This is a genomic window from Pediococcus acidilactici, assembly GCA_024970065.1.
In the GTDB taxonomy this organism is placed as follows: Bacteria; Bacillota; Bacilli; order Lactobacillales; family Lactobacillaceae; genus Pediococcus; species Pediococcus acidilactici_A.
Window position 1 is genome coordinate 1,642,855 of the sequence record CP103908.1, and the last position, 12,557, is coordinate 1,655,411.

A 12,557-nucleotide genomic window follows, 5' to 3' on the forward strand; every position below is an offset into this window, starting at 1 on the left:
TTAGGTTAAAAAAATACCCCAAGCCCTGATCGACAAAAATCCGTCTTTATCAGTCTTGGAGTATTTTAGTTCTTACAAACTACTATGCAGCCTAAGCCACCGCATGTTGCCGTTGACTATGTGCCAAAAAGGCGAGCCGCATAATTACTAAGTTTAACTTTTCTTCTAACTTTGCATCCACCCGTAAATATTTGCTTACACAATTATCCACTTGTTGATACAATTTGGTTTCCTTCAACGCTTGGTCACTTGCACCATAACAACGATTGTAGTTTTGGTCTAGTTCTTCTTGTTCAAGCACGTCGGGGAAGTCCGTCTGGGTTCCCGGACCATCATAGTAATCCACTAGATTAATATTGGTGTTCACGCTTAAGAAAAATTCTTTCTTAGGAGTTCTTAACAGCTCAAATCCCAGCTCGGTATGGTTATCGGTGCTGATAACTAGGCCTTCATCATCGTTTAACGGTAAAAAGACGAAGTAATCGTGCCGGTTGCTGCTCCGAACGTCGTATTCCACTCCGTTTAATCCCGCAATTTTTTTGATGCAGCTGTCTTTATTGATTTCAATCGTTTTATCTTCTTGCATTACTTTAGATAAAACATCATATTTAAAAATCATTTTTCTTCCTCCAAAAAATAACCATAAATAGTGGAACAGAAGAAATTATACTCCGCGCATTTGAAAAATCAACCGTTGTAATCTTAATGTAAAATATGTTTTTTAATTACTGATTTTTATAGCTTTCGGAGTGTTTTTTGCCGTTACTTAGTTGGTTTGCTAGCAGGGTTTTGGTCAAAATATACCGCCATCAAAAAACGTAGAAGCGTTAGGTTGAGTTTTTGGGCATCTTTTCCCTCAAATCCTAAATAATCCCCCAAGTAACGGTCGGTCATTGCATACGTAGTACCGGCCATAATTTCTTCGTCACTAGCATTGTGGTACTTCCGGCTAAATTCGCCAATTGACGGGCCCGTAAACAAATCTAAGAAGTCGGTTTCGTTCCCAACGCCATCTTCGATTCCAATCACGCCCTTATCAACATCAACGTCAAAATAAAATTCACTTAACGGAATTTGAAAAACGCTAAAGCCGTCAAAGCTATTGCCATCCGAAGAAAACACAATGCCCTTCCCTGGATTTAACTCCAAAAAACAGTAGTACTCATGTTCATTTTTGATTTTAGAAACGAACTTAATTGCGGCAATTTTGTCGGTTGCTAATTTTTTAATTTGACTTTGTTCATTAATAATTATTGGCTTACCAGTGCTGATAACATCCTTTAACACATCATACGTAAAAATCATTAACCAAACCCCCTTCTCTACAATAACCATCCATTAACTTCATTATAGTGTCTCCGCGTTTAAAAGCCACTTTATGCCTTTGTATCTCGCCTTAATTGCCGAACAACTTGTACGTAAGACCAGATTAATACTAAGTTAGAACCTAGCCATGCCAAAGGATTTGCCGTACAAGCTCCGATAAAGCCAAAGGCAGGAACTACCCAAATTCCAACCAGCATTCGAGAGAGCAACTCCGCGACCCCTGCCAACGTAGGTGCCATACTCTTCCCAAATCCTTGTAAGGTATACCGCACGATAAACAGGATTGCCAAAAGAAAGTAGCTCATGCTGACAATCACAAAATATTGGTGTGCTAAATTAGTAATGTGTTGCTCTGAGTTCCCGATAAACAGGTTAACTAGCGTTCGACTATTTAAAATAATCAGGATTCCCATTACGAAACCGTAACTAATCGACGTAGTTAATGCTTGGCGGATTCCCTTTAAAATCCGTTTATATTGCTTAGCTCCAAAGTTTTGTGCGGTAAAAGTTGCCATTGTAATTCCCAGCGACATCATTGGCTGGGTCGCCAACTGGTCAACCTTTCCGGCAGCGGTGTAAGCCGCAATCGCCGATGAACCTAAATGGTTCAACGAAATTTGTAGAATAATGGAACCAATTGCAATGATTGACGCCTGAAATCCCATTGGCAAGCCAATGCGAATTTGTTCCTTGATTAACGCCCAGTTAGTCGTGATCTCGCGCCATTCTAGCGATAACGCTGGGACCCGAGCTTTGATATAAAACCAACATAGAAAACAAGAAATTAATTGCGCCGTGACTGTAGCAATTCCCGCACCAGCGATTCCAACGTGCATGAAGACGATTAAAACAATGTCCAAAACCACGTTGATAATACAAGCAATCACCAAGAAAATTAGTGGCAGACGACTATTTCCCAGTGCCCGAAGCATATTAGAAAATAAGTTAAAAAACATCGTTGCCACTAGTCCGCCAAAGATAATGGACAAGAAAATGGCGGCGCCGTCAATAATGTTAGCCGGTGTTTGCATCAGCTGTAGCAACGGGCGGGTGGCCCAAACGCTCAGGGGCGTAAGTACCAGAACTAACCCACCACAAATCCAAATACTGGTCGCAAAGCTTTGCTTGACCGCCCTCAAATTTCCCGCCCCATAATGCTGGGCGGTAATGATTGACAATCCGGTCGTCATCCCTTGTGCAAAACCAATGATCAAAAAAGTCAATCCACTGGTGGCTCCCACCGCAGCTAAGGCTTGTACCCCGACTACTCGACCAACGATCAAAGTGTCAGAGAGCGTGTAAATTTGTTGGAAAATATTACCTAAAAGCAGCGGAATACTGAATAAGATAATTCCCTTAATTGGGCTTCCTTTAGTTAAAATACTATCCATACTAATCCTCCGTAGCCGTTATAAAAATGAAATAAAATTATTTAAGATGTGTAACGTAATGCTGTATTTGAGATCCTTAGTCCATAAATAGGTGATCGCTAGCAACATTCCCATGATTGCGTAAATAGGAAAACTAGCGCCAAGGTCGTGCAAACCACCGAACAATGCCCCATTTACCACCACGCCGATTGTACGTACTAGCCGGGTGTCTTTAGTAAAAAAGAACTCAAAAAAGAGGCCCCGGAAGATCAACTCTTCGATAACCGGAGCGACCAGTACTGCATCAATCCACGTCCATATCGGTGTATCCCGTAGTAATTGCTCAATGGTCGATTGGTTCTCCGAAGTACCAATGTTAAAGTAGGACACGTACCACGTTTGCAAGAGCATAAATAAAAACCATAAAGCAACCATTAATAACATAATCCGAAAGCGCTTGCTGTTCAACGGGTAATTAGCAAACGTGCTATGATTCTTGCGCACTTTGTAGCGGTAAAACTGAATCAAGAAGATTATTACTGCTAAAGTAGTTAGCGTGTACACCACTACCAAAAGTACGTGCACAATTGGATGGGTATCGTGAATATGCATTGCCGCCACCTGCGGTAAAGAAATCACTTGGTCCATCGCAAAGAGTAAAACTAAGAACAGACAATTTTTAATAACATTAAGACCTTTCAGAAGAAACTCCTCCTTAGCCTTAGTTGAGTTATTCAGCTTGAAAGATGATAGTCGCTTTATCTTTAAAATGCAATTAATAACTCCACTAAGTTTGATATATTTAAGAAAATATTTTTTTATTTAAGATGTGCTAAATTATGAGCAAATTTTGCCCCACTTTGGCTTCCTCGTGGTAGCCTTATAGAAGTGAGGGAGGATGATGCGTAATGATTATCAACGATCCGAATATGCACGAGTATTTGGAAGTTCAGCTTATCGGACACGAAAATAATAAGATCAAAGCCCGGACACGGACCGGTGAATACATATTTGTTTACCCCACCGCCCGCCAAGCACGCGACCCGTTATTTTGGCAGTGCTTAAAGGACATCATCAACAACAAACTGTGGCTACCGATCACTAAGCAATTTCACCACTTGTTAGAAAACGACTGGTTGGTACCTTCAATGTAAAACTAGATAAACAACAGAGGTTGAGAAAATTCAATTAATTTTCTCAACCTCTTTTTTCAGGACTTTTTAGTTGCCGTTCATTAATCTGCCACTAAGTCGTCCATTTAATTTCAAATCTATTTCTTTACTTGTTGCACGACGTCTAAAAGTTGTTCAGGCTTTTGTAAAACGTATTCTGCTGCGGAGAAGTCATTGGTTGGAATTGCACCCCATCCGGCATTAGCAAAATCCACGCCTGCTGCGTGTGCTGCTTGCATGTCAAATAACGAATCTCCTACATATAAGACATCCTTCAAATTTATTCCCGCAAAGTATTTTTTGATTCCAAACTGGATTGGATCTGGATTAGGCTTATGCTTTTTCGTATCGTCGGAAAAGACCACCCGCTTGATTTGCCGTATCTTAGGGAAATGCTTCATTTCATCGTCAAAAACCCGTTTTAGCTTAGAAGTTACGATTCCGTATTCGATTCCGCGGTCCCGCAAGCCGGCAAACATTGCTTCAATTCCATCGTACGGTTTGATTAAGTCCACTTCTTTACCAATTTGTTGGTTAAAGATTTCGATGGTTTTTTCTGGGTTGGGAGCGCCAAGTTGTTTAGCCATCTCTAAACCAGGGATTCCCATCAAACTAATAATCGCCTCTGGCGTAACCGTCACGCCGTCTTGTTTCAAAGCATAGCTCAATGCCGCCACTGAAGCATCTTCCGTTTTTAACAAGGTGTTGTCTAAATCAAAAAATACTACTTTATACATCATCGTTATCCTTTCACTCAATGTGATTTTACACCTATACTACGCCGTTTCCCTTTAGATAAAAAGAGGAAATCGCCTTCAAAGCCACTTTTTTTACATTTTATTTAATAGATTGAGCAAAAAAGATGTATTCGATTTCATTTTTTTATATAATTACCCTATTTTTTCAAACCGCATCTTGCCGCGTTCCTAGAAACCCACGCCGCAAGCATTCGTTATTATGCTATGATAAAGATGAAAAATAAACGGGGTGGACAATATGAAAATTGCTTTAATCGGCGCGGGTCCGCGCAATCTAATGGCCCTCGAACGTTTAGTTTGTTGGGGGATTAACACCAATTACTCAGCCAAGGTTGAAATCGAACTATTTGATCCCTTTGGCATTGGCGGTCGGGTTTGGAATCCTGACCAAAATCACGAACTTAAAATGAATTCCTTAGCGGAAAAAATTACCTTATATACGGATCAATCCGTTGAAATGGCTGGCCCAGTTCACGTAGGACCAAGCTTACTTGACTGGGCGCTTAATGAGGGACAAAGCTTCATCGAAGAGCACCAGTATCGGCACCAAAAATTGCTCTTAAACGAATTAGCAAACTTAAATAAGCATTCTTACAGTTCGCGGGCACTCTTCGGTATTTATCAGCAATGGTTTTATGAACAAATCATTAACCATTTACCGGATAATTTTGCCGTAACCACCCATTCCGAATGGGTAACCAACGTCCAAAAACACGAGCACCAGTACGTCGTAATTACCGAGGATGCAGCTTATAGCGTAGACGTCGTTTCGGCTGCTTTAGGGGAAGGCAATAATCCATTAAGTGATGAAGAACGGCAGTTACAACACTTTGCTACCACCCACCAGTTAAAATACGTGCCCATTGCATATCCTGCTGAAATGGACGTTGATGACGTTGCTGCTAGTGACCACGTAATTATTCGCGGGTTAGGCTTGAGTTTCATTGACTACCTTGCAGAACTTACAGAACGCCGGGGTGGCACTTTTCAACGTAACGAACATGGTAACTTAACTTACAGTCGCTCTGGTGATGAACCAACCATCTACGCTAGTTCACGTCGGGGACTGCCTTACCATGCTCGGGGGTTAGACCAAAAGGCCGTGGGAGAAACTTTTCCACGCTACTTCTTAAGTGACCAATTTGTCGACGATTTGGTACGCACCCATCAAGTCATTAGCGGAACTGAATTTATTAACCGAATCCAGTGGGATGTCGAGTTGACTTATTACGTAACCATTGCCAAAAACAACTATCCGGAAATTGATCTGCAGGCTTTTGAAGCTGACTTAGCTGCTAGCACAAACGGGTTTAAGAAAATTTTAGATAGCTACGGAATTGCCGCTAAAGACCGGCTCAATTGGGAAGAATGGAAAAACCCCATTCCTAAAGATGTTAACGATGCGGCCGGTTTTACCCAGTTTATTAAGTCCTACTTGCAACAAGATGTTGACTTAGCAAACGAGGGTAACTTAACCGCCCCATTTACAAGCGCAATCGAGAAGCTGCGTGAATTGCGTACTAACATCCGGAAAGTGGTTACCTATCGTCTAATTAGCGCTGACGACTATGTGGAACAAGTGCTTAAGCATTTCAATTCCTTAAACAGTTTCTTAGCGGTGGGTCCACCAGCATTTCGAATTGAGCAGATTCTGGCCCTTATCAAGGCGGGAGTCTTAACCCTTATTGGCCCAGATATGAAAGTCGAAACTGACGATAACCAATTTGTGACCTACTCTAACCGGCTGGCGGATCACCAGCGCTATGTTGGCAACGTCTTAATTGAAGGTCGTCTTCCACAGCCTAACGCCGCTAATAACACCAATCCGCTAGTAAACAATTTACTGCGGCAGGGATTGGCTCGCATCTTCACTTTGCAACTTCACGACGGCACTAGTTATTCAACCGGGGCCCTAGACGTTACGGATGATACCGCCGAATTAATAGACCAAAATGGCAACGTGGTTCCCCATTTCTTTGTTTGGGGACTTCCTACTGAAAAACGCCACTGGTTAACTAACGGTGCTCCCATTCCAGGAGTTAACGACGTTCGTCTTCGAATTGCCGACCGGATTGCGGCTCAGGTATTTGCTGAATAAACTGGAACTTTTCTAATATTAAAAAGGGACCTAGGATTTCTGATTGAAATCCTAGGTCCTTTTTTTACTTTATTGATCGTTATACGTTTTTTTGCCGCGTAGTCGAAACGTGTTTTCAGTCCCAACTTCCTCCGGTTAACCAAATTGGGGACCAATCGCCAAAATCACGATTAATCCCCTTAATTTCGGCGCTTTTCGGCCGCATAGTCGAAACGTGTTTTCAGCCCCAACTTCCTCCGGTTAACCAAATTAAGGGGACCAATCGCCAAAATCACGATTAATCCCCTTAATTTCGGCGCTTTTTTGCCGCGTAGTCGAAACGGGTTTTGTAACCCAGCCCTCTCCGGCTAACCAAATTAAGGGGATCAATCGCCAAAATCACGATTAATCCCCTTAATTCCGGCGCTTTTCGGCCGCGTAGTCGAAACGTGTTTTCATCCCCAACTTCCTCCGGTTAACCAAATTGGGGACCAATTGCCAAATCCGCAATTAGTCCCCAATTCTGTTAATCCTCCGAAGCTGCCCGGGGCTGAAAACACTCTAATACTGTCCCCCATGGATCTCCGCCACGTTAGTCGTTAAAATGAACGCTTTTGGGTCAATTTCCCTAATTCTTTCAATAATGCGATGATACTCAGCATTTTCCACCACCAGCATTAGCATTCGGCGGTTATCTCCCGAGAATCCCCCTTGTACGTTCAAACTCGTGTAACTTTGATCCAACGACTCCGAGATAATTTCCTCGACTTCACTAAGTCGACTACTCATAATGTAAACACTCTTCTTCCGGTCAATCCCGGTCTCAATATAATTCATCACTAACAGCGTGATCACCGATGAAAATAGCGCTAGAATGAAAGCTTCCATTCCCGAACTAAAGATATTCATCAGACAAACAATCGTATCAAGGACCAGCAAACTGACCGAAGTCTTAAAGTTAAAGTACTTTTTTAAAATCAACGGCGGTACCGTAGTTCCACCACTAGAAGCATCAATTTGGTATAACAGCGCCACTCCAACTGCGTATAGCGCGCCTCCAACAATTACTGCCAGCGTGCGATCCGATACCAAACTTAAGCTTGGCGTAATCGCCATACAAACTGGTAATAGCAAACTTCCCACCGTAATTCGGGCCGTGGTCTGTTTTCCCAACGTAAAATATGAAGCTAACAGCATTGCCACGTTGATGATAAAGACAATCAGTGCCCGGTTCCAGCCAAACGCGTCTTCTAACAAAATTGAAATCCCCGTCGCACCACCCGCGGCCACGTTATGTGGTGCGTAAAACATGTTAATACTAATTGCTAGAACTTCTAATGCAACTAGCATGATGGCAAATTGGCTGATTAATCGAAAGCTTTTTTCGCGCATCTATCTTCCCCCGTTCCCCTAAATTAGTTGTCCTAAAAAGAGTGGGAAAACGCTCGACTAGCTTCCAATTCCGTTCTCACAATTTTGCCCAAGGCTCGGCAGTTGTAGATTTCAAAATCAATTTTCAAAGTCGCGACGTTTGGCTCCCCATCTCCGATTCTCCTTCTATTATACCTAAAAGTTATTAATTATGCTTGATATAAGATTTTAAATCAGAAGGTTTCAATTGCTGCCACTCTTCGTCAAAGAATTGGTGCTTAATTTGATAATGGGTTGGTTGACTTGGTTGGTCAACAAAGTTCTTGACGTTTTGGTCAACGACGTACCAGCCGTACCAACCCAAATGAATCGTATCCTGCATAAAGTATTTCTTACCACCATCGCGAGATAAATCGAGGATTTGCTTAAATCCTTGGCTTTGCAATTGGTAATTAATTTTTTGGTCAAATCCGCGAAGCATTTCTTGGGATAAGCCCACGTAATCGGCCCACTTTTGGTTAACTGGTGGAATAATAAACATTACTTGGGTATGATTCTTTGCAAATTGATCCAAAACTAACTGAAAATCAGCGAATTCTGGCGATTGCGTATAGTCATAGTGCTTCTGCATCCCTTCGAAAGCAGCAATCCGTTTCTTCAACCGTTTGTTATAGAACTGATTTTGAATTCCAAACTGGTTATTCGACGTTTGCCGTTTAGCTTGGCGAGTTAATGCTTGCTGAATCATCCCATCCGACGGGCTGTTAGGTAGTGCCTCTACCTGTCGGTTAATGTGATCCTGATTTGTTCCCCGTAAACTAAGTGGGGAGAAAAGTTGGTCTTCGTGAGCTAACAACCGTTTGTAATACTTCAAGTAAGTCCGTTGTCCTGACGTTACTTGTTGGCCATCTGCCACCCGTTGCAAAGCAGCAACCACTTGCCGGTTAGTGCTATTGCTACGATCGTCTAACATGGTCAACAAACGCTTAGCGGCGTAACGTTCACTCGTTTTTCCAGTCTGGTTTTCCAAGAAGTTAACGGCCTGTAATTGCGAGAAGTAAAACGCAAAGGCGTGTGGGTCGGCCCCTTTTCTAACAAACCACTGGGGCGAAATCACGAAAACGGCCTTTTTATTTTTCAATTGGGAATTAATCCCCTGCATCTCAAAATAATGGGTCAACGATTGGGTCCCCGGTGCCCCCAGTAAAAATGGGCGGAAATCCCAATCATACTTTTCCGCCATTACGGATGGATGGGCTAAGTCAAACCGGGAAAGTTCTGATGACCCAAAAAAGGGAACGTAATCCCCGTTTCCTAAGGCGGCCCGTTTAACAGCGTCTCCCTTGAGCGTGTCCGGTGATAATGCTGTAGCAGCCTTTTGCTCAACGGCTGAGTTAATCTTATTTATTTTGAATGGGGAAAATAAAAGTCCGATTAAAATCAGCGCAGCTGCTAAAACGGGACCAAAAATCATCCATAACCTTTTAGCCACGAGCTTGGAGTTCCTTTACTTTTGCAATAATTTTGTTTGGGGTATCCCATTCGCTACGTTCAAATTCAGATACGGGAACTTCAATCCCTAACTCGGTTTGTAATTGTAACAATAATTGAACCGTCCCCATTGAATCCAATAAACCAGCATCAAAAAGGTTATCGTCCATACTGTCACTTACGTCAGTACCAATCAAATCTGTCAAAATATTTAAAACCGTTTCTTTTACGTCCATAATTTATTCAATCTCCTTTATTTAGCGAAAAATAATTTATCTAGAAATCCTGAGAAAACTAGGAAAGTGAAGCACACGAAATTAAAAGTAATAAAAATCGAAAGTGCTTCAGTCCACCGGTTGTGCGGCAAGCGTCCTGGATTCTTTTTCTTAAATCCAAGCCACCAGTCGTTAATTACAAGGGCAACCCCGTGAATCAAACCGTACAGGATGTAAAACCAAGTTTCTCCATGCCAGAATCCCATCAACAGCATGTTTAAAACGTAAGTTACGTTTGCCGTTGTTTTAGGGTTTTTGAAGGTCTTGTGCTTCATGAAGAAAAACACGAGCCGCATGTAAACATAATCGCGGAACCAGAATGACAAGGTAATGTGCCAACGATTCCAGAATTCTTTGATGTTGTGCGATTTAAATGGCTGCTTGAAGTTCATTGGGGTTTCAACACCCATAAAGTAGCTAATGGCTACCGCAAACAAACTATAACCAGCAAAATCAAAGAATAGGTAAAAACTGTATACGTACATTACGCCCAATAGTCCCCATGAAAGACCGTGCGTTTGTAAAGCAATGTGTTGTACCCTTGGCAACATTAAGGAGCCAAATACGTAGGACAACATAAACTTGTATACAAATCCTAAGAAAAGATAATGCACACCCTTTTCCAACAGGTCCAAGTAATGTCCCCGTTCAGGCACTGTTAAATAATCTTTTTTAAAACGCCGGTAGCGATCAATTGGTCCTGAAGAAATCGTCGGGAAGAAGGCCATGAATTGTAAGAAGAACCATGGATCGTAATCTTTCAAGACCCCGTCCCGAATTTCCATGATGGTCTGCACCGCTTTGAAAGTTAGGTAACTAATCCCCAAAAAGCCAATCAATGAGGAGCTTCCATTCTGCAAAAGCGGCGTTAACTTAACAACCGCAAGGGGCAAAATAGCCAGTATTACGGCCCCCACGAAAATCCCGGTCGCGTTATGTTGCTTGCGATAGTGGTTATACAGTGAAACTAGCACCACTTCAAAAATTAAATAGCCAATTAAGGCAATCCCCTGTTGCCACTTTGGTCCCCCAAAAGTTAGCAACAAGAAGAAAAACGATACTAACAGTTCGTACCAATGAAAACGGCGTCCCCGTAGCATCCCAAACACAATGGGCACTAGGGCAATGGCTAACATGAAAAAGTAGGTCGGGTTTTCGTAAGGCGTAGCTGTCCACATCATGAGTTAACCCGCGCGATCATACTTTTAATGTCTAACTTGCCGTTCGCCGTTTGCGGCAGTTCTTCCACAAAAATAAACCGGTTTGGGACCATGTATTCCATCATGTTAGCCTTCAAACTGTCCTTAATGGCCACCGTGAGTTTAATTTGTGAATCAAATTCATCCGTTGCCGGAATTACATACGCAACTAATTGCGCAACTTTTTGATCTTTACCGTACTTAGGAACGGCAATTCCCGCCTTGATGAGCGGATTGTTATTTAAATAATGGTTTACTTCTTCAAGTTCGATCCGGTAACCATGTAACTTGATTTGGAAATCTGTTCGACCTCGGTAGTATAAGATACCATCTTGGTCCATTGCTACTAAGTCACCAGTCTTATAGGCTTGGTGCCCCTCATACTTGAAAAAGACCTCATTGGTTTTAACTTCGTTATTGATGTATCCCTTCGAAACGGCTGGCCCGTAAAGTACTAGTTCGCCTTCGTCACCAGCTTTAACAACGTTATTATTTTCGTCTAAAATGTAGCCACCCATGTCGGGTTTTAGCCGACCAATTGGCAAGCGTTCATTTTGTTGCAAAACGGCGTCGGTAATTTCAATTGCCGAAACCGCAACCGTGGCTTCCGTTGGACCATAGGTGTTAAAGATCCGGGCTGCTGGGAAGCGTTGTTTTAAAGTTTGCGCCGTTGAGTGCGACAACTCTTCACCACAGAATAGGAACCGCGATAGTGCCGGATAGTGGTCTGCGTCAAAAGTTGGTTGTAAAAGACACACGTCCATAAAGGATGGTGTCGAAACCCAGACATTTAATCCTAGCGTTGGTAAAACTTCGAAGAGTTCTTTGAAATTATCGGTAACCGTCTTGGGAACTGCTTTTAGTGTTCCACCTAGTACTAAGGTTGAATACAAGTCCATCACCGATAGGTCAAATGAATATGGTGGCTGAGACAAAGTTACCGGTCGATCAGGCAAATCAAATTGTTCCATTTGCCAATTAATAAAACTTAATAAGTTGTTGTGGCTAATTTGCACCCCTTTGGGTTTACCGGTCGTACCCGAAGTGAAAATAATGTAATAATTTTCATCTCCGCTAACTGCTTGATCTAGCTGTACGCTTTGCACATTTGCAAACACGTCCGCAAGTTCTTGCCCTTCTAAAATTGGCAAGTCATCTAGCGATACCGGCAAATCTTCAATCGCAATGCACATCCCGGGATGCGCAATTTCATTAATCATGGTTAGCCGTTCTGGATTAGAGTGGCGATCAATCGGCACATAGGCGTGCCCGCTTTTAACTATCCCTAAAAAGGCTGCCACCATTTCAAATGTTTGTCCCCCATAAATCATAATGGGAGCATGTTCCATAATATTTTGCTTTAAAATGTAAGCCGCTAAATTATCTGAGAAAGCTTTTAATTCACCATAAGTATGCTTAGTTCCCAAATAGTCATAAGCAATCCAATCGGGATGCTCTTGGGCAATTGAATCAATCTTTTCAATCACGTTTGTAACTTTTTGCAAAACAAAACCTCCT

At 42.3% G+C, this 12,557-nt stretch carries 12 protein-coding genes; 2 read left to right on the forward strand and 10 right to left on the reverse strand.

The features are described 5' to 3' along the window. Positions 1–91 precede the first annotated feature (91 nt). From NYR25_07905 to NYR25_07920, 4 genes are all read right to left on the reverse strand, one after another. Complete coding sequence (locus tag NYR25_07905) at positions 92–619, reverse strand: hypothetical protein (GenBank protein UWF33499.1); 528 nt, start codon at positions 617–619, stop codon at positions 92–94. A 143-nt stretch (positions 620–762) separates the two neighbouring features. After that, complete coding sequence (locus NYR25_07910) at positions 763–1,305, reverse strand: hypothetical protein (GenBank protein UWF33500.1); 543 nt, start codon at positions 1,303–1,305, stop codon at positions 763–765. A 71-nt stretch (positions 1,306–1,376) separates the two neighbouring features. Next, positions 1,377–2,717 (reverse strand): MATE family efflux transporter, encoded by a 1,341-nt coding sequence (locus tag NYR25_07915; protein ID UWF33501.1) that lies wholly within the window; start codon positions 2,715–2,717, stop codon positions 1,377–1,379. A gap of 18 nt (positions 2,718–2,735) precedes the next feature. Continuing rightward, a complete protein-coding gene (locus NYR25_07920; protein ID UWF33502.1) occupies positions 2,736–3,308 on the reverse strand; it encodes a CPBP family intramembrane metalloprotease in 573 nt (190 codons plus the stop codon). Between the two features lie 296 nt (positions 3,309–3,604). Here NYR25_07920 and NYR25_07925 point away from each other — a divergent pair, with 296 nt between their 5' ends. Then, entirely contained in the window at positions 3,605–3,850 is a 246-nt protein-coding gene (locus tag NYR25_07925) for a hypothetical protein (GenBank protein UWF33503.1), read from the forward strand. A gap of 116 nt (positions 3,851–3,966) precedes the next feature. Here NYR25_07925 and NYR25_07930 read toward each other — a convergent pair whose 3' ends face one another. After that, positions 3,967–4,605 (reverse strand): HAD family hydrolase, encoded by a 639-nt coding sequence (locus tag NYR25_07930; GenBank protein ID UWF34728.1) that lies wholly within the window; start codon positions 4,603–4,605, stop codon positions 3,967–3,969. 259 nt (positions 4,606–4,864) lie between these two features. Between NYR25_07930 and NYR25_07935 the strand changes: the two genes are divergently transcribed. Beyond that, on the forward strand, positions 4,865–6,724 hold the full coding sequence (locus NYR25_07935) for an FAD/NAD(P)-binding protein (GenBank protein ID UWF33504.1): 1,860 nt from the start codon (positions 4,865–4,867) through the stop codon (positions 6,722–6,724). Between the two features lie 540 nt (positions 6,725–7,264). On the opposite strand, the gene NYR25_07940 is transcribed toward NYR25_07935, so the two are convergent. The 5 genes from NYR25_07940 to dltA all read right to left on the reverse strand — a co-directional run bounded on the left by NYR25_07940 (position 7,265) and on the right by dltA (position 12,544). Beyond that, positions 7,265–8,095, reverse strand: a complete 831-nt coding sequence (locus NYR25_07940) for a YitT family protein (GenBank protein UWF33505.1) — start codon at positions 8,093–8,095, stop codon at positions 7,265–7,267. Between the two features lie 184 nt (positions 8,096–8,279). Beyond that, complete coding sequence (gene dltD, locus NYR25_07945; protein ID UWF34729.1) at positions 8,280–9,548, reverse strand: D-alanyl-lipoteichoic acid biosynthesis protein DltD; 1,269 nt, start codon at positions 9,546–9,548, stop codon at positions 8,280–8,282. Between the two features lie 10 nt (positions 9,549–9,558). Further along, entirely contained in the window at positions 9,559–9,801 is a 243-nt protein-coding gene (gene dltC / locus NYR25_07950) for a D-alanine--poly(phosphoribitol) ligase subunit DltC (GenBank protein ID UWF33506.1), read from the reverse strand. A 17-nt stretch (positions 9,802–9,818) separates the two neighbouring features. Further along, a complete protein-coding gene (gene dltB / locus NYR25_07955; GenBank protein ID UWF34730.1) occupies positions 9,819–11,018 on the reverse strand; it encodes a D-alanyl-lipoteichoic acid biosynthesis protein DltB in 1,200 nt (399 codons plus the stop codon). Continuing rightward, on the reverse strand, positions 11,018–12,544 hold the full coding sequence (gene dltA, locus NYR25_07960; protein UWF33507.1) for a D-alanine--poly(phosphoribitol) ligase subunit DltA: 1,527 nt from the start codon (positions 12,542–12,544) through the stop codon (positions 11,018–11,020). Before dltA ends, dltB begins: the two co-directional genes overlap by 1 nt. Positions 12,545–12,557 lie beyond the last annotated feature (13 nt).

Bases quoted from the DNA above. Each gene is read 5' to 3' on its own strand.
- dltC (UWF33506.1), bottom strand. From the start codon at position 9,801: ATGGACGTAAAAGAAACGGTTTTAAATATTTTGACAGATTTGATTGGT.
- NYR25_07905 (UWF33499.1), bottom strand. From the start codon at position 619: ATGATTTTTAAATATGATGTTTTATCTAAAGTAATGCAAGAAGATAAA.
- NYR25_07915 (UWF33501.1), bottom strand. From the start codon at position 2,717: ATGGATAGTATTTTAACTAAAGGAAGCCCAATTAAGGGAATTATCTTA.
- NYR25_07910 (UWF33500.1), bottom strand. From the start codon at position 1,305: ATGATTTTTACGTATGATGTGTTAAAGGATGTTATCAGCACTGGTAAG.
- NYR25_07920 (UWF33502.1), bottom strand. From the start codon at position 3,308: ATGCATATTCACGATACCCATCCAATTGTGCACGTACTTTTGGTAGTG.
- dltB (UWF34730.1), bottom strand. From the start codon at position 11,018: ATGTGGACAGCTACGCCTTACGAAAACCCGACCTACTTTTTCATGTTA.
- dltD (UWF34729.1), bottom strand. From the start codon at position 9,548: ATGATTTTTGGTCCCGTTTTAGCAGCTGCGCTGATTTTAATCGGACTT.
- NYR25_07930 (UWF34728.1), bottom strand. From the start codon at position 4,605: ATGTATAAAGTAGTATTTTTTGATTTAGACAACACCTTGTTAAAAACG.
- NYR25_07925 (UWF33503.1), top strand. From the start codon at position 3,605: ATGATTATCAACGATCCGAATATGCACGAGTATTTGGAAGTTCAGCTT.
- NYR25_07940 (UWF33505.1), bottom strand. From the start codon at position 8,095: ATGCGCGAAAAAAGCTTTCGATTAATCAGCCAATTTGCCATCATGCTA.
- NYR25_07935 (UWF33504.1), top strand. From the start codon at position 4,865: ATGAAAATTGCTTTAATCGGCGCGGGTCCGCGCAATCTAATGGCCCTC.